This is a genomic window from Dyella dinghuensis (assembly GCF_003977615.1).
GTDB lineage: Bacteria > Pseudomonadota > Gammaproteobacteria > Xanthomonadales > Rhodanobacteraceae > Dyella_B > Dyella_B dinghuensis.
Map to the genome: position 1 here is coordinate 554923 of NZ_RYZR01000003.1, position 23814 is coordinate 578736.

Sequence of the window (23814 nt, forward strand, 5' to 3'; positions counted from 1 at the left end):
TCTGCCCGACTCGAACGAGCCTCATGGCGCCTTTCTCCGAATTCCTGATTTTCGCCGGCATCGGTGCGCTCGCCCAGCTTGTGGATGGTGCGCTGGGTATGGCGTATGGCGTGACTTCGGCGGGCATGTTGCTGGGCATGGGCATGCCGCCGGCACTGGCGAGTGCCAGCGTGCACTACGCAGAAACGTTCACGTGCGGCGCTTCTGGACTCAGTCACTGGTGGGCGGGCAACGTGCAGCGCCGCCTGTTCTGGGTGTTGGCGATTCCCGGCGTGATTGGCGCTGTGATCGGCGCCACGTTGCTGGCGCATCTTCCGCCCACATGGATTCGTTATTTCCTCACGCCGTATCTGGTGTTGATGGGTTTGTTTCTGCTGTTCCGAACAACACGCCGCAAGGAACGACGCCACGACGTTCCTAAGGGAACGGGCTTGCTCGGATTTGTGGCAGGCCTGCTCGACGCCGCCGGCGGTGGCGGCTGGAGCGCGCTGACGGTCACCACGATGGTCGCGCGCGGCCAGGAACCGCGTTATGTCATCGGCAGCGTGCATTTGGCCAAATGCATCGTCAGCCTCGCCGCCAGCATCACCTTTCTGCTCAGCATCGGCGAAAGCAAGCTGCACGTTGTGCTGGGACTGATACTGGGCGGTGTGATGGCCGCACCCTTTGGTGCGTGGCTGGTGCGCCGCTTGCCGCCGCGCGTGACCACCCTGCTGGCCGGCCTCACGGTGTTGACGTTGGGTCTGTACAACTTCTATCGCATCGTTCGCTGATCACCTCGGCCAGCACTCGCGTTTACAATGACGCAATGGCCCTCTCGAAAACTTCCCGCAAGGCGCTGCCGATCGAAGTAAGCGGCACGCCCAAGATGCCGCTCGGCATGACGTCCGCACAGTTTCTGCGCGATTACTGGCAGAAACGGCCGTTACTGATTCGCAATGCATTCCCGAACTTCCAGTCGCCGGTCGCCCCGGAGGATCTTGCGGGTCTCGCCTGCGAAGAAGCAGCGCTCTCGCGATTGATCCAGCACGATGAAGATCGCGAACGCTGGCACGTCACGACCGGACCGCTCGCGGAAAGCGATTTTGCGAAAACCGGCGATGCGAACTGGACGCTGCTGGTGCAGGACGTCGACAAGTGGGATATGGACGTCGCCGCACTGCTCGATCACTTCCGCTTTCTACCCAGCTGGCGCGTCGACGACGTGATGATTTCCTACGCCGAACCCGGCGGCGGCGTCGGCGCGCACGTCGATCAATACGACGTGTTCTTGCTGCAGGGCTTGGGACAACGCCACTGGGCAATCAGCACCGATCCCGATGCACCGAAAGATTTCCGCAACGACGTCGAACTGAAGCAGCTGAGCCATTTCGAACCCACGCACGAATGGCTGCTCGATGTGGGCGACATGCTCTATCTGCCACCCGGCGTTGCGCACGATGGCGTCGCATTTGGCGGCCCGTGCATGACCTATTCGGTCGGCATGCGCGCACCATCGCAAGCCGAACTCGTAGGCGATCTGGCCGACTATCTCGCCGAGCATTTGCCGGAAGACATGCGCTACGCCGACCCGGATCTGGAGCCAGTCAAACGCGCAGGCGAGATCGGCAAGGATGCGTTGAAGCGCATCCGAACCGCACTCCCCTTTGCGGCGGGCATGGATGATGCGACGTTGCTCGACTGGTTCGGCCGCTTCATCACCCGCTATCGCAGCGCGCAAACGCCGCTGGCACCTTCCAAACCATTCAGCGAAGCGGCGCTGATGAAACAATTGACAGCTGGCGCATCGCTGCTTCGTCATCCATGGTCGCGTTTCGCATGGGCGCAGAACGGATCGCGCTACACGCTGTTCGCGAATGGCCACGCTTATCCGGCGACATCTCGCTCGGCCCAACAGCTTTGTTTGCATCGCACGCTATCGCCGCCGTTCGACTGGAACGGAAACGAGCGCGCGCTGCTTCTTTCGCTGGTCAACGACGGGCATCTGATTGCTCGCAAGCTGAGGAATCGCCGCACATGAGCACGACGCCCGAGACGGAGAACAAAGGCCCGCACGCCGTTCGGGATCGCGACGAACTGGCGGCCGCACGCCTGCAATTGCTCGCCGCCGCGCGCTACAAACTCGCCATCCATCTGCCATCGCTACCGGCCGACGCCTTCAACACGCCTACCGAACTGGCGGAGCTACGGCGCATCGCCACGTCGGGGCGCAACGCCGAGGTCCGTATTGTTTTGGGCGACGCCGACGCCGCATTGCGCGCAGGCCACCGGCTGATCGAGCTCGCCCAACGGCTGCCCAGCGCCATCCAGATCCGCATACCGGCGAGCGAAGACGACGGCGGCCCGGTCAATACCGCTTTCTGGCTGCTCAACGACACCTACGGCTACCTGTTCCTGCCCGACGCCAGTCGGCTGGAAGGTCGGGCAGCCTTGGAAGATGGTCCGGGACAGGCACCGCTGCTGCTCGATTTCGAACAGATCTGGGAACGAGCCACACCGGCCAGTCAATTGCAACCGCTGGGTTTGTAAACCGCCGGCTGAACAAGCCTGAGGATGTCGCCCTAAGTGCATGAACCGCTTTGAGTCGCGACTTTCGCCTAAGACCTTGTCACTGCAGCATTCGCCCGCACTTCCTGCAACGCGCCAGGACTAACTTCGCATAGCAGACAGGTTGCCGCATCGCAGCAGCCCCAGGCTATAATTAACAGGATTTTTCGCCAGCGAACCGCCTTGATCAGGCGATTTGCTGCTGGCCTCCCTTCCTTGCCGGTGGTGACGTGAGCACAAACCTGATCCGCGAGTTTTTCGATTCCTCGCAACTCGCAGGCGGCAACGCCGATTACGTTGAATCGTTGTATGACACATGGCTTGCCGACCCCGAGTCGGTACCCGCCGAGTGGAACATTTACTTCAAGACCTTCAAGGGCCGCGAGTCGGGGGATGTTTCCCACACCGCGGCCATTGCGCGTATTGAGGCCGCACAAAAGCATCGCCCCAATGGCGTTGCCGCCGCGCCCGTCAGTGACGAGCATGCGCGCAAACAGGCTGGCGTCCTGCGCCTGCTGACCGCTTACCGCTCACGCGGCCACCTCGCCGCCGATCTCGATCCGCTCGGCCTCGCGCACAAGATGAACGCGCCCGACCTGGGCCTGGCCTTCCACGGCCTCTCCGACGCTGACCTCGATACCGAATTCGATTGCGGCAACTTCGCCGGCGGCGGTCAGCGCATGAAGCTGCGCGAGCTGCTCGCGCGCCTGAAGCGTGTCTACACGGCCACGGTCGGTGCGGAGTTCATGTACATCTCCGACCACGCCCAGCGCAACTGGATCTACAACCAGCTTGAACAGGCCAACGGCAATGCGGGCCTGGATAAGGCCGGCAAGCAGCGCATCATGGACGGCCTCACCGCCGCCGACGGTCTCGAGCGCTATTTGCACACCAAGTACGTCGGCCAGAAGCGCTTCTCGCTGGAAGGCGGCGACAGCCTCATTCCGATGATGGATGACGTTGTACGCGCTGCCGGCGACAACGGCGTCAAGGATCTCGTGATCGGCATGGCCCACCGCGGCCGCCTGAACATGTTGGTGAACATTCTCGGCAAGCCGCCGAAGACCTTGTTCAACGAATTCGAAGGCAAGTTCGAGCACAACCAGGAAGACCCGGCCCACTCTGGCGACGTGAAGTACCACATGGGCTTCTCCGCCGACGTGCGTACGCCCAAGGGTGGCGTGCATGTGGCGCTGGCGTTCAACCCGTCGCATCTGGAAATCGTCAACCCGGTGGTTGCCGGTTCCGTGCATGCGCGCCAGATCCGCCGCAAGGACACCGAACACACACAGTCGCTTGCCGTGCTGATTCACGGCGACGCCGCGCTGGCCGGTCAGGGCGTGAACATGGAATTGTTCAACATGTCGCAGGCCCGCGGTTTCAAGATCGGGGGCACGCTGCACATCGTGATCAACAACCAGGTCGGCTTTACCACCTCCAATCCGCAAGACGCACGTTCGACGCTGTACTGCACCGACCTCGCCAAGATGGTCAACGCACCGGTGTTCCACGTGAATGGCGACGATCCGGAAGCGGTCATCCAGGTCACGCGCCTTGCCTACGCATTCCGCAAGCAGTTCCGCCGGGACGTCGTCATCGATCTGGTCTGCTATCGCCGCCACGGTCATAACGAAGCGGACGAACCTGCTGCCACGCAGCCGGTGATGTACCAGATCATCCGCAAGCGCCCGCCCGCGCGCGAACTCTATGCGCAGCAGCTGGTGAAAGAAGGCTTGCTGGCCGAGGGTGATGCACAGAAGCAGTTCGAAGCCTACCGCGAGCGCCTGGAAGCCGGCGCCGCGATGACCGATCTGCATCCGTCGCTGACCAAAGACGTGGAAGTGGATTGGAGCCAGTTCCTCGGCAACAAACTCGCCACGCCGGTGAAGACGGGTGTTGCGAAGGACAAGTTGGTCCAGCTCGCCAACCGCATCCTTGATATTCCGAATGACATTGCGCTGCAGTCGCGCGTTGCGAAGATCTACGACGACCGCCGCAAGATGGCCACCGGCGAACTTCCGGGCGACTGGGGTTTTGCCGAAAACCTCGCCTACGCCACGCTGATCGATGAAGGTCACAACCTGCGTCTGGTCGGCCAGGATTCCGGCCGCGGTACGTTCTTCCATCGCCATGCCGTGCTGCATGACCAGAAAGACGGCCGCACGTTCATGCCGCTCGCGACGCTGCGTAGCGACGCGAACGTGGAAGTGATCGATTCGCTGCTCAGCGAAGAAGCCGTGATGGCGTTCGAATACGGTCATGCCACCACGGATCCGTACACGCTCAACATCTGGGAAGGCCAGTTCGGCGACTTCGCCAACGGCGCGCAGGTGGTGATCGATCAGTTCATCAGCTCCGGCGAAGCGAAGTGGGATCGCCTGTGCGGTCTGGCGCTGTATCTGCCGCACGGTTACGAAGGCCAGGGTCCGGAGCATTCCTCCGCCCGTCTCGAACGCTTCCTGCAATTGTGCGCGATGGAAAACATGCAGGTCTGCGTACCGACCACGCCAGCGCAGGATTTCCACATGATTCGCCGTCAGATGCTGCGCCCCGTGCGCAAGCCGCTGATCGTGATGACGCCGAAATCGCTGTTGCGTCACAAGCTCGCGGTGTCCACGTTGGACGAACTGGCGAACGGCAGCTTCCAGCTGGTGATCGGCGAACACCGCGATCTGCCCGCGAAAAAGGTCAAGCGCGTGGTGCTGTGCGCGGGCAAGGTTTACTACGACTTGCTGGAAGACGCCGACAAGCGCGGACTGACCGACGTTGCCATCGTGCGTGTCGAGCAGCTCTATCCGTTCCCGCGTCCGGAAGTCACGGCCGAACTGGAAAAGTATCCTTCCGCGAAGGAAGTGATCTGGTGCCAGGAAGAGCCGATGAATCAGGGCGCATGGTTCCAGATCCGTCATCACTTGCAGGCTTGCGTGAACAACAAGCAGAGCCTGTCGTATGCCGGTCGCGCTCGTTCGCCCGCTCCGGCAGCCGGTCACCTCAACGATCACATTGCCGAACAGGCAGCGTTGGTCGAACAGGCACTGGTTGCACCGGTCGGCCCGGATCACTCAGCAGAATAAAACGTGTTTAGGAATGCGGTCGGGACGATCGCTTTCGATCTACGCGCTCACGGATGAGTGCTAAACCCTAAGGATTCATCTATGTCCATCGAAGTCAAAGTTCCTGTTCTGCCCGAGTCCGTCTCCGACGCCACCATCGCCACCTGGCACAAGAAGGCCGGCGAAGCGGTCAAGCGCGACGAGAACCTGGTTGATCTGGAAACCGACAAGGTTGTGCTTGAAGTGCCTTCGCCGGTCGATGGCGTGCTGAAGGAATTGAAGTTCCAGACCGGCGACACGGTGAATAGCCAGCAAGTGATCGCGATCATCGAAGAAGGCGCTGCAGCAGCTGCTCCGGCACCGGCTCCGGCCGCTGCGGCCCCGGCTCCCGCCCCCGCTCCGGCGGCTGCGGCAAAGACCACTGGCGGCAAGGGTGCCGATGAGCTCTCCCCGGCTGGCCTGCGCGTTGCCACCGAGCAGAACATCGACCCGTCCAAGGTTGCCGGCACCGGCCGCGATGGCCGCGTGACCAAGGAAGACCTGGTCAACTACGGCAAGGGTGGCGCTCCCGCCGCTGCGGCACCTGCGGTGGCTCCGACGCCGGGTTCGCGTCCGGAAGAACGCGTGCCGATGACGCGCATCCGCGCCCGCATCGCCGAGCGTCTGATGCAGTCGAAGAACTCCATCGCGATGCTCACGTCGTTCAACGAAGTGAACCTCGCCGAAGTCACCAAGATGCGCAAGACGCTCGGTGAGCAGTTCGAAAAGACGAACGGCGTGAAGCTTGGCTTCATGAGTTTCTTCGTGAAAGCGGCGGCCGAAGCGCTGAAGCGCCACACCATCGTCAACGCGTCGGTGGATGGCAACGACATCATCTATCACGGGTATCAGGACATCTCGATTGCCGTGTCAACCGACAAGGGCCTGGTGACGCCGGTACTGCGCGATGTGCAGAACATGAGCTTCGCCGATATCGAAAAGGGCATCGCCAACTACGCCAAGAAAGCGCGCGACGGCAAGCTGGGCCTGGACGATCTGCAAGGCGGCACGTTCACCATCACCAACGGTGGCACCTTCGGTTCGCTGCTGTCGACGCCAATCGTGAATCCGCCGCAAAGCGCGATTCTCGGCATGCACACCATCAAGGAGCGTGCGATTGTCGAAAACGGTCAGGTGATTGCTGCGCCGATGATGTATCTAGCGCTGAGCTACGACCACCGCATCATCGACGGTAAGGACGCCGTGCTGTTCCTGGTCGACATCAAGAATCAGCTGGAAAATCCGCAACGCATGCTGTTGGGTATGTAAGCCTCACTAAGCCCCTCTCCCTCCGGGAGAGGGGTTGGGGTGAGGGTGCGCTGATACCGCAATACCTCACTTCGCACGTACCGTCCCCCGCCCTCCGGGCATCCTCTCCAAAAGGAGAGGAACAAAGCGAGAAAAGACATGAGCGAAAAATTCGACGTCATCGTCATCGGCGCCGGCCCTGCCGGATACGTAGCCGCGATCCGCGCTGCACAGCTTGGCCTCAAGACCGCATGCGTGGATGCCTTCGTCGGTAAAGACGGCAAGCAGGCACTCGGCGGTACCTGCCTCAACGTGGGTTGCATTCCGTCCAAGGCGCTGCTCGATTCGTCCAAGCAGTTCCACAACCTCGCGCACAACTTGCCGGCGCACGGCATCAGCGTCGAGAACGCGAAGGTCGACCTCGGCACGTTCATCGGCCGCAAGGACAAAATCGTCAAGCAGTTCACCGGCGGTATCGGTCAGCTGTTCAAGGCGAACAAGGTCACGGCGTTCTTCGGCAAGGGCAAATTGTTGAAGGGCAACAACGTCGAAATCACCGGTAACGACGGCAGCAAGCAGACGATCAGCGCCACCAATGTGATCCTCGCTTCGGGTTCGGTGCCGATCGAACTGCCGTTCGCGAAGTTCGACAACAAGTACATCCTCGACAACGCCGGCGCGCTCGATATCAACGAAGTGCCGAAGCGTCTCGGCGTGATCGGCGCTGGCGTCATTGGTCTGGAACTGGGCAGCGTGTGGCGCCGCCTGGGTTCGGAAGTGACCGTGCTCGAAGCGCTGCCGGATTTCCTCGGCGTTGCCGATCCGGACATCGCCAAGATCGCGTTCAAGGAATTCACCAAGCTGGGCCTGGACATCAAGCTTGGAGCCAAGTTGAGCAAGGCCGAGATCAAGAACAACGCCGTCGCGCTGACCTATGAAGACAAGGACGGCAAGCACGAAATCACCGTCGACAAGCTGCTCGTCGCCGTGGGCCGCCGCGCCTACACCGACGGTCTGCTGGCCGACGACACCGGCGTGAAGCTCGATGAGCGCGGCCGCATCGTGGTCGACGAACACAATCACACCGGCGTGGACGGCGTGTGGGCCATCGGTGACGCCGTGCGCGGCCCGATGCTCGCGCACAAAGGCTCCGAAGAAGGCGTGGCCGTGGCCGAGTGGATCGCTGGCAAGGCTGGTCACGTGAATCTCGACACCGTTCCGTGGGTGATCTATACCGAACCGGAAATCGCCTGGGCCGGCAAGACCGAAAAGCAGCTGAAGGAAGAAGGCGTGCCCTACAAGGTCGGCACCTTCCCGTTCGCCGCTATCGGCCGCGCTGTGGCCATGAACGAGGCGATCGGCCAGGTGAAGGTCATCGCCCATGCCGACACCGACCGCCTGCTGGGCGTGCACATGGTTGGCCCGGGCGTGTCCGAGCTGATTGCCGAAGCCGTCGTGGCGATGGAGTTCAAGGGTTCCGCCGAAGACCTCGCCCGCATCGTCCACGCGCATCCGACCCTTTCGGAAGCCGTGCACGAAGCCGCCCTGTCGGTCGACAAGCGCGCGATTCACAAAGGCAACTAAGGCGTCATGCCACGCTGATCGGCGGCTCGCTCGTGGAGACATGGGCGAGCCGTTCTTATTTTTGTCTAAGCCTGGCGACGACTACATCCGATCCACGACACGTAGTACAACCTGATATTTCGTCATATCGGCATAGACCGGCGTGACGGATCTACACAACCCGACGAGTCCGTTGCCATGTCTCCGCCTACCTCTCTGTGCGTCTATTGCGGCTCCAGTTCCGGCAAGCATCCGGAATACACCGAGCAAGCCCGGGCTTTCGGTACAGAAATGGCTCGCCGCGGTATCGCGCTGATTTACGGTGGCGGCAAAGTGGGTTTGATGGGTTCCGTTGCCGACGCCGTGCTGACCGCGGGTGGAAAAGCCATCGGCGTGATTCCACGTCAACTGGTCGAACGCGAAGTCGCGCATCCGGGTCTCACGGAAATGCATGTGGTCGAAACCATGCATCAGCGCAAGACACGCATGTACGAACTATCGGATGCCTTCGTCGCGCTGCCCGGCGGTTACGGCACGATGGATGAAATGTTCGAGATGCTGACGTGGGCGCAGCTCGGCCTGCACAAATACCCCTGCGCTTTCCTCGACGTGCGTGGTTATTACACGCCTTTGCGCACGATGATGGATCACATGGTCACTGAAGGCTTCGTGCGCCGCGAACAACGCGACAGCGTGTGGTTCGGCGACAGCATGGAGAAACTGTTCGATTGGATGTCGCACTACCAAGGTGACGACATGCCCAAATGGATCGATAGCCAAAGCGTGAAAGCCTGAGCTTTCGCGCCGCCATCACGCAGGAGCCATCATGAGCCTCAGCACCGAGTTCCGCGCATTTCGCATCCACAACGACCCGAGTGGTTATCGCGGCGTTCTCGAAACCATCGACACCGATGCGCTCACCCGCGGCGAAGTGCTGGTGAAAGTCGCCTACTCATCGGTCAACTACAAAGATGCGCTGGCGGGTACCGGCAAAGGCAAAATCCTTCGCCAGTATCCGTTGAACGGCGGCATCGATGCGGCAGGCGTCGTCGTCGCTTCCAGCGACATCAACATCAAGGAAGGCGACTATGTGTTGTGCACCGGCAGCAGCCTTTCCGAAACGCTCGACGGTGGCTTCGGCGAATACATCCGCTTGCCGTCGCAATGGACTATTCCGCTACCCACAGGTCTGGATCTGCACGAAAGCATGATCATCGGCACGGCCGGCTTTACGGCTGCGCTGGCGTTGCTGCAGATGGAAGACAATCGCCAGACCCCAGGACTCGGAGCGCTCGCCGTAACGGGCGCCAGCGGCGGTGTCGGCATGCTCGCCATCGATATCTTCACGCGCGCTGGCTACGACGTGCATGCCATCAGCGGCAAGGCCGATCATTTCGATTTTCTGCGCAGCCTTGGCGCGAAAGAATGCATTGACCGTCACAAATTGGTCTTCAACGGCAAGCCGATGGATTCCGCACGCTTCGGCGGCGCGCTCGACAATGTCGGCGGCAGCATGCTTGCAGGACTTTTGCCGTTGATCGCACCGTATGGAAATGTTGCCATTTGCGGCAACGCTGGCGGCATTGCCTTTGACAGCACGGTCATGCCGTTCATCATTCGCGGCGTGAACCTCTTGGGCGTCGCCACCTCGGCAACACCCCGCGATATCCGCGACCGGGTGTGGCAACACCTCGCCGGCGACTGGAAACCTGCCCACCTGGATCGGATTCTTACCCAGGAAGTGTCACTGGAGCAGCTTCCGGAGGTATTCGAGCGTATGCTGGCTGGGAATTCTTTCGGCCGCACCATTGTGCGTATCGGCAAGGTTTGACATCTTCACGCTTGGAAGCCTCGCGGCTGAGCCTTAGAATTGGTCTGAACAACAAGGGGACTCCCACCTTATGGCACGCATTCTTATTGTCGACGATTCCCCGTCGCAGCTTCTTGGCATCAAGCGCATCGTCGAAAAACTCGGCCATGTCACGCTGACTGCCGAAGATGGCGCGGCGGGCGTCGAGGTGGCGAAACTCGAAAAGCCCGATCTGATCCTGATGGACGTCGTGATGCCGAACCTCAACGGCTTCCAGGCGACGCGCACGATCAGCAAGAACCCCGACACCTCGCACATTCCGATTGTGCTGGTGACGACGAAGGATCAGGAAACGGACAAAGTGTGGGGCATGCGCCAGGGCGCAAAAGCCTACGTCACCAAACCGATCAAGGAAGAGGAGTTGGTGGCAACGCTGAAGGAACTGCTTCCGGCGTAAGCCAACACGACGTATTGCAAAAACAAACGGCGCCGTGAGGCGCCGTTTGTTTTTCTAACGATGATCGCTGTCAGCGACGCGGATCGTAACCTGGATATTGCGCACGTAATTCTTCATACGCCGAACGTTGCGCGTCGCTTTCAGCCGGCGGTGTACGTATGGATACCTCCACCAGTTGATCGCCCGCAGGATCGCCCGGCATGCCGCGTCCCTTAAGACGTAACTTGCGGCCATTCTGCGTGCCGGCAGGAATGCGCAGATCGACCGCACCCGCCAATGTCGGCACAGGGACCGTCGCACCTAACGCCGCTTCCCACGACGCCACCGGCAGCACATGCAGCACGTTGCGGCCTTCCAGCTTGAATCGCGCATCGTCGCGAATCGACACTTCAAGCAGAAGATCTCCGCCCGGACCGCCACCCATGCCCGGATGTCCCTGCCCGCTCAACCGGATAACCTTGCCCGGCTGAATACCCGCAGGAATTTTCACTTCGAGCACGCGTTCCTGGCCGCTGCCATCGTCCAGACTCAAGCGCGTACGACCGCCGTTGAACGCTGTGTGCAGATCGATCTGCACCTGCGCTTGTATGTCGCGGCCACGGCGTGCGCGCGGCGCTTGTTGCTGCCGATGTCCGCCGCGACCAAACAGGCTTTCGAAGAAATCGCTGAAATCGCCCTCGCCCGCATCGCCAAAGTCGTAGCTCTGACCCTGCCCCCAATTCGGGGGCGGACGGAACTGCTCGCCCGAGCGGTAGCCACCAGCACGCAATTGATCGTATGCGCGACGCTTTTCTGCATCCCGCAATACTTCGTTGGCTTCGTTGATCGCCTTGAATTTCTCTTCGGCGCCGGCTTCTTTGTTCTTGTCCGGATGATATTTACGCGCCAGCTTGCGATACGCCGTCTTGATGTCAGCTTCGCTGGCATCAGGCTTCACGCCAAGGGTGTCGTAATAATCTTTGAATTCCACTGTTACTCCCCAACGAACCGGCTCCCAGGCCGGCCCAACATCAAAAACACGGGTAGCCCGCCACAGATCATCGTCCGTGGCGGGCTACCTTCGCAACATCGAGCGATGTGCGGTTATTGCGCGGTGTTGATCGTGATTCGGCGGGGCGCTGTCTGGGCCCGCTTCGGAATCACGACTTCCAGCACCCCATGCTTGCCGTTGGCGACAATGTTCTCGGCGTCGGCACTTTCCGGCAGCGTGAAGCGGCGGTGGAAGCTGCCATGCGCGCGCTCAACGCGCGTGAAGCGGCCGTTCTGCTCGGTTTTGTCGCTCGCGCGCTCGCCTTTGATGCTGAGGGTGCTCTTGTCCATGCTCACCTCAATGGTGGCGGGATCGACACCGGGAACATCCACGAAAATCACAAAACGCTGTTCTTCTTCCTTGATATCAACGCGCGGCGCCCACTGCTGAGCCGCCACGCTGGAGCTGTCGCTCTCGTCGTGCTGAAAGAAACGATCGAACACCTGACGGATGTCCGAGGGAATGGTGTGGGTGGTGCCCCATACGGCACTGCGGCTCAAAGTCATCGCTCTTACCTCGAAAAAGTTGCGGTGCATTCACCGCTTGATGCCTAGATAGTTCCGAAGGCCACCGTTTCAAGGCGACAAGCCACCCCAAGCAGGGGTAGCATCCCCGCGGTTGTCCTCCCTTCAGTGAGCCCCCTTATGCCGATCGAAACCGGAGCGCCCCTGCCGGACGTAGAAGTAGCCGTCATCGACGCCGATGCCGAGGTAACGCGCGTTCATACCGGCGAGCTTTTCGCAGGCCGGAAACTGGTGCTTTTCGGGGTACCGGGCGCGTTTACGCCGACGTGCTCCGAGCGTCACCTGCCCGGCTATGTGAAGCTCTATAAGGATTTCAAAGCCCGTGGCGTAGACGTCTTTTGCATGGCGGTGAACGACGCTTTCGTCATGAAGGCATGGGCCGCTTCGCAACAGGTGCCTTCGGGTTTCAAGTTACTGGCGGATGGAAATGCGTCGCTGACCAAGGCCCTTGGGCTGGAAATGGACGGCACTGCTTATGGTATGGGCATCCGCTCGCGCCGTTTTGCCCTCTATGCCGAAGAGGGCATCGTGAAGCTGCTGAACGTCGAGAAGCCAGGTGAGCTGCGCGTGACCACCGCGGAGGTGATGCTGGAAGCGACGCCTCAATAAGCCCTACACAGCAACGCGACCCGTATCACAGTAAGCGACCGACTCCCTCGACAAAGTATTTACGCGCGTCGTGCGTAGGGGGAATCTGATCATGAAAACACGCAAGCTGCCGCTGGCGCTTCTGGCGCTGTCCTTTTTCTATGCCACCTCGGCCCACGCGGCAGCCGCGTCGGGCACGATCCACTTCACCGGACTGGTTTATCAGCCGGCGTCGGCCTCGATGGACGTCCAGACATCCAGAGCCGACGCACCGATTGCCACGAAGAAGGTCGACTCGCTGCGCAACTTCCGCAATGCCATGCAGCGCGACGCACTCGATTATTTCGACACGTACGCCGGTAAGGATGCGAAAGTGGTGAGCGTGACTTACCTGTAAACGCATCGCAAAAAAGCCCCGCAAATGCGGGGCTTTTTTGTCGTTGCATGGCAAGACGTATCAACCGACATCGGGTTGCGTGTCGGGCGAACCACCCTGTTCCGGCGACAGGTCGTCACCGGGTTCCGCGTCGTCGCCACTGTTCTCTTCCGCATCCAGGCGCACCACGCTCACCAACGCCTCTTCCGCCGGCAGGCGAATCAACGTGACGCCTTGGGTGTTACGGCCCAATTGCGAGACCTCGGCAACGCGCGTGCGCACCAGCGTGCCCTGATTGGAAATCAACATCAGCTCGTGTGCGTCGGTAACCTGAGTCGCCGCCACCAGCGCACCGTTGCGTTCGGAGCACTGAATGCCAATCACGCCTTGCGTACCGCGACCCTTTTTCGGGAACTCTTCCAGCTGGGTACGCTTGCCGTAACCGCGCTCCGTTGCCGTGAGAATGTCACCTTCGGCAGCAACGATCAGCGACACTACTTCGGCGTTATCCGTGAGCTTCATGCCGCGCACGCCGGTGGCAGTACGGCCCATGGCGCGTACTTCACCTTCGTCGAAACGCACAACCTTACCGGTTGATGCAAAGAGCAGAACGTCGCTGTTGCCGTCGGTGAGTTCCACACCCACCAATGCATCGCCTTCATCCAAATTGATGGCGATCTTGCCCTTCTGCAGCTGATAGGCAAATTCGGTGAGCGGCGTCTTCTTGACCGTACCGTGTGCGGTGGCGAAGAACACAAAACGATCTTCGCTGTATTCGTGCACCGGCAATACCGCCTGCACTTTCTCGCCTTCGCCCAGCGGCAGCAGATTCACCATCGGCTTGCCACGTGCATTCGGGCCAGCATCCGGCATCTGATAAACCTTCAGCCAGTACACGCGACCCGTGCTAGTGAACGTGAGCAGCGTGTCGTGCGTATTGACGACCCACAACTGCTCGACGAAATCCTCGTCCTTCAACGTCGAAGCAGTGCGGCCTTTGCCGCCGCGACGCTGAGCACGATAGATATTCGCTGGTTGACGCTTCACATAACCGGCATGCGACAGCGTGACAACCACGTCTTCCGGTGCAATCAGGTCGAGAACGTTGAGGTCTTCCTGCGAGTGCTGGATTTCCGTGCGGCGCTCATCACCAAACTCGGTCTTGATCGCTTCGAGTTCTTCGCGAATGACGGTGAGCAAACGTACCGGGTCTTCCAGAATTTCGATAAGACCGCGAATGGTTTCAAGAATCTCGCGGTATTCGTCGGAAAGCTTGTCCTGCTCCAGGCCCGTGAGGCGATGCAAGCGCATCGCGAGAATTTCCTGGGCCTGCGTGTCGGATAGCTGATAGCCATCGGCTTTCAGACCATCGCGCGGATCCATGTCTTCCGGACGCGATGCTTCCGCACCCGCCGCAGCGAGCAACGCGCCGACCATGCCCGGCTGCCACTTGCGAGCCAGCATGCGCTCGCGTGCTTCCTGCGGCGACGCCGAGGTTTTGATCAGCTCGATCATCTCGTCGATGTTGGCGAGCGCGACGGTGAGGCCTTCCAAAATGTGCGCGCGCGCACGTGCCTTGCGCAGTTCGAAAATCGTGCGACGCGTAACGACTTCGCGACGATGGCGAACAAACGCTTCAAGGATTTCCTTGAGGTTGAGCGTGCGCGGCTGACCGTCGAGCAATGCCACCATGTTGATGCCGAACGTCACCTGCAGCTGTGTCTGCTGGAACAGATTGTTCAACACCACATCGGCCATCGAATCGCGACGGATTTCAATGACGACGCGCATACCGTCCTTGTCGGACTCGTCGCGCAATTCGGAAATGCCTTCGAGGCGCTTTTCCTTTACGAGCTCGGCGATCTTTTCGATCAAGCGAGCCTTGTTTACCTGATACGGCAGCTCGTGAACGATGATCGTTTCGCGGCCGTTGGATTCGGTTTCGATCTCGGTACGCGCACGAACGAGAATGCGGCCGCGGCCCGTGCGATACGCTTCAAGGATGCCCGCTGCGCCGTTGATGATACCCGCGGTCGGAAAATCCGGACCGGGGATATGCTGCATCAACTCCTCGACGCTGAGCGACGGGTTGTCGATCAACGCGATGGTGGCCGAGATTACTTCCGTGAGGTTGTGCGGCGGCACGTTGGTAGCCATACCCACCGCAATACCTGCCGAACCATTCACTAGCAGATTTGGAACGCGCGTGGGCAGAACCAGCGGTTCGTGTTCGCTTTCGTCGTAGTTCGGGCCGAAGTCGACGGTTTCCTTGTCGATGTCGGCGAGCAACTCGTGCGTGAGTTTCGCCATGCGCACTTCGGTGTAACGCATCGCGGCGGCGTTGTCGCCGTCAACCGAACCGAAGTTACCCTGACCATCCACCAGCATGTAGCGCAGCGAGAACGGTTGCGCCATGCGGACGATCGCGTCGTAAACCGATGCATCGCCGTGCGGGTGGTATTTACCGATCACGTCACCGACGACGCGCGCGGATTTTTTATACGGCTTGTTCCATACGTTATTCAGCTCGTTCATCGCGAACAACACGCGGCGATGTACAGGTTTCAGACCGTCTCGTACATCGGGGAGAGCACGTCCCACGATCACGCTCATGGCGTAATCGAGGTAGCTCTGGCGCATTTCATCTTCGATATTGACGCGGATGATTTCTTTGGCGAGCTCTGCCATCAATAGGCTTCCCTGGTAGCAAATAAGAACCCCGTGACAGGCGCGGAAAACGCATGTCTGCGAGGGTCAGGCGGTAGCTTCAAAGTGTAACACAACAGTGTTTGAAAAGTGCTTATTTTAGCCTTTTCAATCAATGAGTTACGGGTGTGTTTTGGAGCGCCTGAAAAGCAGTGTCCGGGCGCTGACAAAATTGACCAGAGCGGCCAAAACCGAGCCCACCGCAACGGCCAGTGCGGGCCACTGGTGCCAGCTCGGAAACTCGATCAAACAGGCGACATAAACCGCGTAATTAACGGCTGCGCCGCCGCTCATCAATGCCATCCAGTGCAGCCATTCGGAGAACACCGTGCGCCCACTATGGCGAGCGGCGAAGGTGTGGCTTCGGTTCCACCACCAGGTGACGGTCGCAGCAAGCAGAAAGGAAATCACCCTGCCCGCATACGGGTTGACGTGCGCAAGCCTCACGAGCAGCGTCACAACGCCCGCGTCGACGACGAAACCGATCAGGCCGCCGACAGCGAACAGTGCGAACTCGTGGTTGAGCTTCATGCAGCGAAAACAGCCCGCATGCGTTCGGTGGTGGGATTTTCGATAACGCCCCGCTCGGTAACGATGGCATCGATCAGGTCTGCGGGTGTGACGTCGAAAACGGGATTCCACGCTTCCGCGCCATCAACGACCGTGCGACGGCCCGCTACGCTTAGCAATTCCGCGGCATCGCGCAACTCGATTTCGATGTCATCGCCGGAGACCGTCGCCATATCCACCGTCGAAGACGGCGCGACGACCATGAACTTCACGCCGTGATGGCGAGCTGCAATGGCCAGTTGATACGTGCCGATCTTGTTGGCGGTGTCGCCATTGGCGGCAATGCGATCTGCGCCCACGATGACCCACTTCACATCGCCGGCTTTCATCAGATACGAAGCCGCCGAATCGGCGATCAACTTTGCAGGGATGCCGTCGCGGACGAGTTCCCACATGGTGAGGCGCGCACCCTGTTGCCATGGGCGTGTTTCGCCGGCGTAGACCTGATTGATACGGCCCGCGGCCACACCGGCGCGGATCACACCCAACGCGGTGCCGTAGCCGGAGGTAGCCAGCGACCCGGTGTTGCAATGGGTCATCACGGCAGAACCTGGCGCAATCAGTGCCGCGCCGAGTTCGCCCATATGACGATTCGCGGCGAGATCTTCGTCCTGGATGGCTTGCGCCTCGCGCTCCAGCGCTGCCGCGTCTGCACCGGCAGCGATGCGCGCTTTCATGCGATCAAGCGCCCACATCAGATTGACGGCGGTGGGACGTGCCGAACGCAGATGTGCAAGCGCCTGATCAAGTGGCTGACCGCTTTTTGCGGCGAGCACGACGCCCCATGCGGCAGCGATGCCGATTGCGGGTGCGCCACGAACGGCGAGGTCCTTGATCGCGTGGAAAACGGAGGCCTCATCGCGGCATTCGATCCACTTTTCCTCGGCGGGCAGCAGACGCTGGTCGAGCAAGCGGAGATGATCGCCGTGCCATTGGACGGCGCGGATGGTGTCGTGGGTGAAGGAGATGTTCGAGGTCATCGTCGTAGTTTAGAGGGCGGCGATGTTGGGAGCGAGAGGGAAAACGGCCCCACACCCTCTCGGCTAGCGCCCCTCACCGTCATTCCGGCGCAGGCCGGAATCCAGTGACCTCAGTTTTGGCCAATCGCGATATTTCGGCGATAAAGACACTGGATTCCGGCCTGCGCCGGAATGACGGTGAGGGTGATTGGGGAATACGGTAAGTTGATGCGATTCGCGACGTTCTTACGTGCGCTGCTGCAACCACTGATGAATCGCAGGCGCCACCTCACGCTGCGCACGGCTGGACACGTAAATCCCGATATGGCCGCCCTTGAACGCCAGCTCGGTGTAATCCTTCGTGCCTAGATGACGACCGAGCGGACGCGACGCATCCGGCGGCACGAGGTGATCCTGGTTGGCATAAATATTCAATACCGGCTGGCTGATCATCCCCAGATCGACCGGCTGATTGCCGATCTGCAAATCACCTTTGATCAGCTTGTTCTGCTGATAGAAATCCTTGATGAACTGGCGAAACGCTTCACCCGCCTGATCCGGTGAATCGAAAATCCAGCGTTCCATGCGCAGGAAGTTTTTCAGCTCTGCAGGATTGTCGAGAATGTCGACGAGACCTACGTATTTCTGCTGATTCAAGCGCAGCGGCTTGAGCATCAGGTACACCCAGTTCATCAACTCTGCGGGCACGTTGCCCAGCGTGTCGACGAACAAATCGACATTCATGCGTTGCACCCACTGCGAAAGCATGTTGTCGGGCGTCTGGAAATCGACCGGCGTCACCATCGTGACGAGGTTCTTGACCTTCTCCGGATGCATCGCGGTGTAGCACAACGAGAACGTACCGCCCTGACAAATGCCGAGCAAATTGATCGCATCCAGACCATGACGTCTGCCCACGGCATCGACAGCGCGATCGAGATAACCGTTGAGGTAGTCGTCGAGTGTCAGCCAGCGATCGGCGCCATCGGGGTAACCCCAATCGATGAGATAAACATCTTCGCCCTGCTCAAGCAGGTTGCGGACCAGCGAACGATCGTCTTGCAGATCGGTCATCCAAACTGTGTTGACCAGGGCGTAGACGATAAGCGTGGGCACTTTCGCCGTCGGCTTCGCGTTGCCTTTCATATGCCAAACGGTGAGTTTGTCTTCGCGATAAACCGCTTCGCGCGGCGTGTTGGCGTATTCCTGTTCGCCCAGTCCACGCAGATTTTGCATGCCGGCGGCAAGTTTGCGCTGGAACGCCGCCATCTCGGCGAAGGCTTGCTGAGGGTCGATGTGCAACGGTGCTTGCATGGGCGATCCTTACTTGCGCTTGCTGGATGCGGAGCGTGGGGCTTTTGCCGTCGACGCAGCGGACTTGATGGGGCGAACCGCAGATGCGTCCTTGGTCTTTGCTTTCGCTGCCGCCAGCTCACGCTTGAGATCGGCGATTTCGGTTTGCAAAGCATCGACGAGCGTTTCGTCCTGTTGTGGAACCGGACGTTGCCGCTCACGCATTTCGCGACGCAGCTGCTGCACGCGTTTGCCCAGGCTATCGACCTCGCTTCGCGTGGGAATGCCAAGCTCACGGCACATCTGTTCGGTTTGTTGCTGCTGCATCTGACGCACGCGCATTTGCGCGTTGACCAACTCGCCGAACACTTCGCGGTATTCGTCGGACAGCGCCATCTGCGAATACGCTTCTTCCATCGCGTCGACCCAAAGGTCGTAAAGCGCTTTCAAGGATTGAATCTGCTGGCCCGGCTCGGCGCGTGCGGCAAGCATGTCCTGCAGGCGCGAAATACCGTCGGTATTCACCTTCTGCAACAACGCCTGATATCGCGCGTTGATCTGCGCGTACTCTGCCATCGCTGCAGCGAGCGCTTGTTGATCGAGCTGCATTTCGCGCGCGATGCCAAAGGTGGCCGTCTGGCTTGGCGCACCGGTCAGACCGCTCATGCCCGCGCGCTGCATCGCCTGCAGCCAAGAGTTCCATTGATGGTCGAGGCCGAAAGCAGACGCGCTATCGATACCCGCCACCGTTTGCGCAAACGGCTGATTGAATGCGGCGAGAAATGGCTGCATGACCGTAGGCTGCTGCCAGTTACCCATCATTGGGTTGACGCCAGCACCGGCACCGGCGGCCTGCTGCAGCCACGTGCCGTAGGCCTGCAGGTTGGCGAGGCTGCGCGTGAGGAAGTCATCCTGCGAGGCCGTAGGCGGCATGCCACCGAAGGGAGACGGGTTCCCCGGTTGCTGTTGCAGGTATCGCATCCAGGTATCCCAGGACTGCTGTGCAAAAGCCTGGTAGTCCTTCAGAAAATCATGCGGCTGGTCGGGCATACCTGCATCCTCTAGCGGAATGCCGATCGTATCAAATTGAAGCTTTCCGAAATGAGAACGCCCGGCTACAGGAGCCGGGCGTTTTCGATGATCAGCGTGTCGGAAAAACTCAGGCGTTGGCGCCTTCGTCCTCGGTGACAGCCTTCATGGACAGGCGGATACGGCCCTGCTTGTCCACTTCGAGCACTTTGACTTTGACGATATCGCCTTCCTTGAGCTTGTCGGAGACCTTCTCGACGCGCTCATTGGAGATCTGCGAGACGTGGACGAGACCGTCCTTGCCCGGCAGGATCGTGACGAAAGCACCGAAGTCCATCAGCTTGGCAACCTTGCCTTCGTAGATGCGGCCCGGCTCGACGTCGGACACGATCTGCTCGATGCGCGCCTTGGCGGCGTTGGCCGCTTCGCGGTTGACCGAGGCGATCACGACCGTGCCATCGTCGGTGATGTCGATGGTGGTGCCGGTTTCTTCGGTGATCGAGCGGATGGTGGCGCCGCCCTTGCCGATGACTTCGCGGATCTTGTCCGGATGAATCTTGATGGTGAGCAGACGCGGTGCGTATTCGCTCATTTCCGAACGCGGCGTGCTGATCACCTTGGCCATTTCGCCGAGGATGTGCAGACGGCCACGCTTAGCCTGCTCCAGCGCCACCTTCATGATTTCTTCGGTGATGCCGTCGATCTTGATGTCCATCTGCAGCGCGGACACGCCATCGGCGCTACCGGCTACCTTGAAGTCCATGTCGCCGAGGTGATCTTCGTCACCGAGGATGTCGGAGAGCACGACGAAGTCGCCGCCTTCCTTCACCAGGCCCATGGCGATACCGGCGACCGGCGCCTTGAGCGGCACGCCAGCGTCCATCAAGGCCAGCGACGAACCGCACACCGATGCCATCGACGAGGAACCGTTCGACTCGGTGATCTCGGAGACCACGCGCAGCACGTACGGAAATTCTTCGATGCTCGGCTTGACGGCCTGCACGCCGCGCTTGGCGAGACGGCCGTGACCGATTTCGCGACGCTTCGGTGCGCCGAAACGACCGGCTTCACCCACCGAGAACGGCGGGAAGTTGTAGTGGAACAGGAACGGATCTTTCGACTCGCCTTCCGGCGCATCGATGATCTGGGCATCGCGCGTGGTGCCGAGCGTGGCGATAACCAGCGCCTGCGTTTCACCGCGGGTGAAGAGCGCCGAGCCGTGCGTACGCGGCAGGACGCCGACGCGAACGGTGATCGGACGCACGTCGTCGAGCTTACGACCGTCGATGCGGATCTTGGTCTTCAGCACGCTGTCGCGCATGGTGTGGTATTCGAGCTCGGCGAATTCCTTCGCGAGTTCGGCCGAGGCCCAGCCGTGTTGCTCGGCCTGATCCTTCAGCGATGCCAGCACGTCGGACTTGATCGCAGCGATGGCGTCGCGGCGCTGCAGCTTGTCGCGTACCTGGAAGGCTTCCTCGAGCTTGTTGCCGACTTCGCCCTTGAGCGCAGCAATCAGCGACTCATTGCGGGCCGGCGGCTGCCAGTCCCACGACGGCTTGGCAGCTTCAGCGGCCAGCTCGGCGATCGCACGAATCGCGACCTGTAGCTGCTGGTGACCGAACACCACCGCGCCGAGCATGACTTCTTCGCTCAGCAGCTTGGCTTCGGATTCGACCATCAGCACAGCGTTGGACGTACCGGCGACAACCAGGTCCAGATCCGAGGTCTTCAGCTCGGTGACGGACGGATTGAGCAGGTACTTGCCGTTGGTATAACCAACGCGCGCAGCACCGATCGGTCCCTTGAACGGGATGCCGGCAAGGCTAAGCGCAGCGGAGGCACCCAGCATGGCGGGAATGTCACCGTCGACTTCCGGGTTCAGCGAGACGACCTGTGCGATGACCTGCACTTCGTTCTTAAACTCTTCCGGGAACAACGGACGCACCGGACGATCGATCAGGCGCGAGGTGAGCGTTTCCTTTTCGGTCGGACGACCTTCGCGCTTGAAGAAGCCACCGGGAATGCGGCCGGCGGAGTAGAACTTCTCGACATAGTCGACGGTGAGCGGGAAAAAATCCTGCCCTTCCTTCGCCTTGGCGGCTGCGACTGCGGTGACGAGCACCACGGTACCGCCCATGCTGACCATGACAGCACCAGAAGACTGTCGGGCGATTTCGCCCGTCTCCAGTGTGACTTCGTGATTACCGTACTGGAATGACTTGGTTACTTTCGCCACGTGGTTTGTCCTCGGTCCGATCAGCGACGCAAGCCGAGGCGCTCAATCAGGCTCTGATATCGGCCTAGATCGCGATCCTTCAAATAGCCCAACAGGCGCTTGCGCTGATTAACCAGCTTGAGCAGACCACGGCGGGAATGATGATCTTGCTTGTGTGCTTTGAAATGATCGGTCAGGTGATCGATACGCGCGGAGAGCAGGGCAACCTGCACTTCCGTCGAACCGGTGTCGTTAGGCTTGTGGCCGAAGTCAGCAATGATCTTGCTGGACTGTTCTGCAGTGAGGGACATGAGTATCTCTTCCTATAAAAACGTGTGCGGAACTTGCGCAACATCACCACCCGATGATGTTGCGCAAGCTCCGGCGGTTGAACGAAAGCGTTGAATCAAGAGGGTTATTGTACCGACAGGGAGTGCATTGCAACAAGACCATCACATGCTGCGTTAAGTCTTTTCAGGTTCTTGGGGCAGATTGAAGCCGCGCAAAATGCGCATGCGGCCCTGCTCGCTGCACTCCACCAGCGCCAGGAGACGACCGTCGCTGGCGAAGGTTGCGGAGCGATCCCGGGGCAAATCTGCGGGCCATTCGATCTGACGGCCCTGTGAGACGGCCTGACTAGCCTCCTCGTCCAGGTGAATGGCGGGAAGGTCTGCCACGCCGGTCGCCATCGGCTGAACGAGCTGATCGAGCACGTCCTCGCCCTGCCCGGAGGCTTCCTGGAGCTGTTCGACGGTCACCATGACCGGCTCGCGGAACGGATCCACCCACAGGCGCCGCAGAGCGGTCAGATGGGCCCCGCAACCCAGCCGCTCGCCCAGATCAACCGCCAGGCTACGGATATACGTGCCGGAGCCGCATTCCACGAGCAGGGTCAGGGTGTCGGCAGTGCGGGAAACCAGTTCGAGCCGATCGATCTCGACTTCGCGTGGTGGCGCCTGAACATCCTCGCCGCGCCGTGCGCGAAGGTAGAGCGGTTCGCCGTCCTGCTTGATGGCCGAATACACCGGCGGAACCTGAACGATCGTCCCGCGCAGGGGGATCAGCGCAGCCTCGATCGTGGCGTCATCCAGCTCGGGCACCGGCCGTTGGTCGACGATCTGCCCTTCCCTGTCCGCCGTCGTCGTGGTCACACCGAGCTGACATTCGGCCAGATACGCCTTGCGCGATCCGAGCAGCATGCCGGCAATCTTGGTCGCTTCGCCAAAGCACAACGGCAGCAGGCCGGTGGCGAGCGGGTCGAGCGCACCGGTGTGACCGCCTTTGGCGGCGCGAAGTGTTCCCAGCGCGATCTGCAGCGCCTTGTTCGAACTCATGCCGAGCGGTTTGTCGAGCAGGAGGATGCCGTGCAGTTCACGGGCACCGGAGCGTTTGCGGCGGCGACTCATGGTGAATAGTGCAAGGTCGGGAGAACTCAGTCGTCGTTTTCGTCGGAGACGGGGCGATCGGCATCCTGGCGCAGCAGCAGATCGATGCGCTCGCCTTTGTCGACCGAGTCGTCGTATTTGAAACGCAACTCCGGCACGCGGCGCAGACGCATCTGGCGCGATAGCGTGCGGCGAAATTCGACGGCCAATTCGTTGAGCGCCTTCACCGCTTCTTTCGACTGTGCCGGCAGCAGTGCAGTAACCCACACCGTGGCAAAGTCCAGGTCGCGCGTCACTTCCACATCCGAGACGCTGCACGAAGGCAGTCCGTGATCGCGCACGGCAGCATGCACCATCGTGCCGATTTCACGGCGAAGCTCGGCGCCGACGCGGTCAGTTCGTTTGAAGTCACGTGAGGGCAT

22 protein-coding genes are annotated in these 23814 nt (G+C 60.5%); 11 read left to right on the forward strand and 11 right to left on the reverse strand.

The window, feature by feature from the left end; all coding sequences use genetic code 11:
* Positions 1 to 23: 23 nt before the first annotated feature.
* The 9 genes from EKH79_RS05575 (at position 24) to pilH (ending at position 10717) form a co-directional block, all read left to right on the forward strand.
* A complete protein-coding gene (locus EKH79_RS05575) occupies positions 24 to 773 on the forward strand; it encodes a sulfite exporter TauE/SafE family protein (RefSeq protein WP_126672778.1) in 750 nt (249 codons plus the stop codon).
* A gap of 35 nt (positions 774 to 808) precedes the next feature.
* Positions 809 to 2020, forward strand: coding sequence for a cupin domain-containing protein (locus EKH79_RS05580; protein WP_126672779.1), 1212 nt, complete (start codon positions 809 to 811; stop codon positions 2018 to 2020).
* Positions 2017 to 2529, forward strand: coding sequence for a DUF7931 domain-containing protein (locus EKH79_RS05585; protein ID WP_126672780.1), 513 nt, complete (start codon positions 2017 to 2019; stop codon positions 2527 to 2529). Before EKH79_RS05580 ends, EKH79_RS05585 begins: the two co-directional genes overlap by 4 nt.
* A gap of 248 nt (positions 2530 to 2777) precedes the next feature.
* Complete coding sequence (locus tag EKH79_RS05590; protein WP_126672781.1) at positions 2778 to 5621, forward strand: 2-oxoglutarate dehydrogenase E1 component; 2844 nt, start codon at positions 2778 to 2780, stop codon at positions 5619 to 5621.
* An 81-nt stretch (positions 5622 to 5702) separates the two neighbouring features.
* A complete protein-coding gene (odhB, locus tag EKH79_RS05595) occupies positions 5703 to 6908 on the forward strand; it encodes a 2-oxoglutarate dehydrogenase complex dihydrolipoyllysine-residue succinyltransferase (protein ID WP_126672782.1) in 1206 nt (401 codons plus the stop codon).
* Between the two features lie 138 nt (positions 6909 to 7046).
* On the forward strand, positions 7047 to 8471 hold the full coding sequence (gene lpdA / locus EKH79_RS05600; protein ID WP_126672783.1) for a dihydrolipoyl dehydrogenase: 1425 nt from the start codon (positions 7047 to 7049) through the stop codon (positions 8469 to 8471).
* Between the two features lie 177 nt (positions 8472 to 8648).
* Positions 8649 to 9245, forward strand: coding sequence for an LOG family protein (locus EKH79_RS05605; protein ID WP_126672784.1), 597 nt, complete (start codon positions 8649 to 8651; stop codon positions 9243 to 9245).
* A gap of 31 nt (positions 9246 to 9276) precedes the next feature.
* A complete protein-coding gene (locus EKH79_RS05610) occupies positions 9277 to 10281 on the forward strand; it encodes a YhdH/YhfP family quinone oxidoreductase (protein WP_126672785.1) in 1005 nt (334 codons plus the stop codon).
* A 70-nt stretch (positions 10282 to 10351) separates the two neighbouring features.
* The gene (gene pilH, locus EKH79_RS05615) at positions 10352 to 10717 is read left to right on the forward strand and encodes a twitching motility response regulator PilH (protein WP_126672786.1); all 366 of its coding nucleotides are present in this window, start codon (positions 10352 to 10354) and stop codon (positions 10715 to 10717) included.
* Positions 10718 to 10787: 70 nt separating this feature from the next.
* On the opposite strand, the gene EKH79_RS05620 is transcribed toward pilH, so the two are convergent.
* Both EKH79_RS05620 and EKH79_RS05625 read right to left on the reverse strand, forming a co-directional pair.
* Positions 10788 to 11687 (reverse strand): DnaJ C-terminal domain-containing protein, encoded by a 900-nt coding sequence (locus EKH79_RS05620; protein ID WP_126672787.1) that lies wholly within the window; start codon positions 11685 to 11687, stop codon positions 10788 to 10790.
* A 113-nt stretch (positions 11688 to 11800) separates the two neighbouring features.
* On the reverse strand, positions 11801 to 12253 hold the full coding sequence (locus EKH79_RS05625) for an Hsp20/alpha crystallin family protein (protein ID WP_126672788.1): 453 nt from the start codon (positions 12251 to 12253) through the stop codon (positions 11801 to 11803).
* A 138-nt stretch (positions 12254 to 12391) separates the two neighbouring features.
* Here EKH79_RS05625 and EKH79_RS05630 point away from each other — a divergent pair, with 138 nt between their 5' ends.
* Together EKH79_RS05630 and EKH79_RS05635 are read left to right on the forward strand one after the other, a co-directional pair.
* Entirely contained in the window at positions 12392 to 12880 is a 489-nt protein-coding gene (locus EKH79_RS05630) for a peroxiredoxin (protein ID WP_126672789.1), read from the forward strand.
* A gap of 91 nt (positions 12881 to 12971) precedes the next feature.
* The gene (locus EKH79_RS05635) at positions 12972 to 13256 is read left to right on the forward strand and encodes a hypothetical protein (RefSeq protein ID WP_126672790.1); all 285 of its coding nucleotides are present in this window, start codon (positions 12972 to 12974) and stop codon (positions 13254 to 13256) included.
* A gap of 60 nt (positions 13257 to 13316) precedes the next feature.
* Here the strand turns inward: EKH79_RS05635 and gyrA are convergent, their stop codons facing one another.
* The 9 genes from gyrA to rbfA all read right to left on the reverse strand — a co-directional run bounded on the left by gyrA (position 13317) and on the right by rbfA (position 23814).
* Positions 13317 to 15923 carry a DNA gyrase subunit A gene (gyrA, locus tag EKH79_RS05640; protein ID WP_126672791.1) on the reverse strand — a complete coding sequence of 869 codons (2607 nt, stop codon included), beginning with the start codon at positions 15921 to 15923 and terminating at the stop codon, positions 13317 to 13319.
* A 138-nt stretch (positions 15924 to 16061) separates the two neighbouring features.
* Positions 16062 to 16472 carry a GtrA family protein gene (locus EKH79_RS05645; protein WP_126672792.1) on the reverse strand — a complete coding sequence of 137 codons (411 nt, stop codon included), beginning with the start codon at positions 16470 to 16472 and terminating at the stop codon, positions 16062 to 16064.
* Positions 16469 to 17491, reverse strand: a complete 1023-nt coding sequence (gene mtnA, locus EKH79_RS05650) for an S-methyl-5-thioribose-1-phosphate isomerase (protein ID WP_126672793.1) — start codon at positions 17489 to 17491, stop codon at positions 16469 to 16471. The genes EKH79_RS05645 and mtnA overlap by 4 nt, the downstream gene beginning before the upstream one ends.
* A gap of 225 nt (positions 17492 to 17716) precedes the next feature.
* Positions 17717 to 18784 carry a class III poly(R)-hydroxyalkanoic acid synthase subunit PhaC gene (gene phaC, locus EKH79_RS05655; RefSeq protein ID WP_126672794.1) on the reverse strand — a complete coding sequence of 356 codons (1068 nt, stop codon included), beginning with the start codon at positions 18782 to 18784 and terminating at the stop codon, positions 17717 to 17719.
* Positions 18785 to 18793: 9 nt separating this feature from the next.
* Positions 18794 to 19813: a poly(R)-hydroxyalkanoic acid synthase subunit PhaE gene (locus EKH79_RS05660; RefSeq protein ID WP_126672795.1), complete on the reverse strand. Its 1020-nt coding sequence runs from the start codon at positions 19811 to 19813 to the stop codon at positions 18794 to 18796.
* A gap of 109 nt (positions 19814 to 19922) precedes the next feature.
* A complete protein-coding gene (gene pnp / locus EKH79_RS05665) occupies positions 19923 to 22028 on the reverse strand; it encodes a polyribonucleotide nucleotidyltransferase (RefSeq protein WP_126672796.1) in 2106 nt (701 codons plus the stop codon).
* A 20-nt stretch (positions 22029 to 22048) separates the two neighbouring features.
* The gene (rpsO, locus tag EKH79_RS05670) at positions 22049 to 22318 is read right to left on the reverse strand and encodes a 30S ribosomal protein S15 (protein WP_126672797.1); all 270 of its coding nucleotides are present in this window, start codon (positions 22316 to 22318) and stop codon (positions 22049 to 22051) included.
* A 153-nt stretch (positions 22319 to 22471) separates the two neighbouring features.
* Entirely contained in the window at positions 22472 to 23413 is a 942-nt protein-coding gene (truB, locus tag EKH79_RS05675; RefSeq protein WP_126672798.1) for a tRNA pseudouridine(55) synthase TruB, read from the reverse strand.
* A gap of 26 nt (positions 23414 to 23439) precedes the next feature.
* Positions 23440 to 23814 carry a 30S ribosome-binding factor RbfA gene (gene rbfA, locus EKH79_RS05680; RefSeq protein ID WP_126672799.1) on the reverse strand — a complete coding sequence of 125 codons (375 nt, stop codon included), beginning with the start codon at positions 23812 to 23814 and terminating at the stop codon, positions 23440 to 23442.

What these genes read in the sequence shown, in the direction of transcription:
- EKH79_RS05575 (WP_126672778.1), top strand. Translation starts at nt 24, where the DNA reads ATGGCGCCTTTCTCCGAATTCCTGATTTTCGCCGGCATCGGTGCGCTC.
- EKH79_RS05580 (WP_126672779.1), top strand. Translation starts at nt 809, where the DNA reads ATGGCCCTCTCGAAAACTTCCCGCAAGGCGCTGCCGATCGAAGTAAGC.
- EKH79_RS05585 (WP_126672780.1), top strand. Translation starts at nt 2,017, where the DNA reads ATGAGCACGACGCCCGAGACGGAGAACAAAGGCCCGCACGCCGTTCGG.
- odhB (WP_126672782.1), top strand. Translation starts at nt 5,703, where the DNA reads ATGTCCATCGAAGTCAAAGTTCCTGTTCTGCCCGAGTCCGTCTCCGAC.
- lpdA (WP_126672783.1), top strand. Translation starts at nt 7,047, where the DNA reads ATGAGCGAAAAATTCGACGTCATCGTCATCGGCGCCGGCCCTGCCGGA.
- EKH79_RS05605 (WP_126672784.1), top strand. Translation starts at nt 8,649, where the DNA reads ATGTCTCCGCCTACCTCTCTGTGCGTCTATTGCGGCTCCAGTTCCGGC.
- EKH79_RS05610 (WP_126672785.1), top strand. Translation starts at nt 9,277, where the DNA reads ATGAGCCTCAGCACCGAGTTCCGCGCATTTCGCATCCACAACGACCCG.
- pilH (WP_126672786.1), top strand. Translation starts at nt 10,352, where the DNA reads ATGGCACGCATTCTTATTGTCGACGATTCCCCGTCGCAGCTTCTTGGC.
- EKH79_RS05625 (WP_126672788.1), bottom strand. Translation starts at nt 12,253, where the DNA reads ATGACTTTGAGCCGCAGTGCCGTATGGGGCACCACCCACACCATTCCC.
- EKH79_RS05630 (WP_126672789.1), top strand. Translation starts at nt 12,392, where the DNA reads ATGCCGATCGAAACCGGAGCGCCCCTGCCGGACGTAGAAGTAGCCGTC.
- EKH79_RS05635 (WP_126672790.1), top strand. Translation starts at nt 12,972, where the DNA reads ATGAAAACACGCAAGCTGCCGCTGGCGCTTCTGGCGCTGTCCTTTTTC.
- gyrA (WP_126672791.1), bottom strand. Translation starts at nt 15,923, where the DNA reads ATGGCAGAGCTCGCCAAAGAAATCATCCGCGTCAATATCGAAGATGAA.
- EKH79_RS05645 (WP_126672792.1), bottom strand. Translation starts at nt 16,472, where the DNA reads ATGAAGCTCAACCACGAGTTCGCACTGTTCGCTGTCGGCGGCCTGATC.
- mtnA (WP_126672793.1), bottom strand. Translation starts at nt 17,491, where the DNA reads ATGACCTCGAACATCTCCTTCACCCACGACACCATCCGCGCCGTCCAA.
- phaC (WP_126672794.1), bottom strand. Translation starts at nt 18,784, where the DNA reads ATGCAAGCACCGTTGCACATCGACCCTCAGCAAGCCTTCGCCGAGATG.
- EKH79_RS05660 (WP_126672795.1), bottom strand. Translation starts at nt 19,813, where the DNA reads ATGCCCGACCAGCCGCATGATTTTCTGAAGGACTACCAGGCTTTTGCA.
- rpsO (WP_126672797.1), bottom strand. Translation starts at nt 22,318, where the DNA reads ATGTCCCTCACTGCAGAACAGTCCAGCAAGATCATTGCTGACTTCGGC.
- truB (WP_126672798.1), bottom strand. Translation starts at nt 23,413, where the DNA reads ATGAGTCGCCGCCGCAAACGCTCCGGTGCCCGTGAACTGCACGGCATC.
- rbfA (WP_126672799.1), bottom strand. Translation starts at nt 23,814, where the DNA reads ATGCCCTCACGTGACTTCAAACGAACTGACCGCGTCGGCGCCGAGCTT.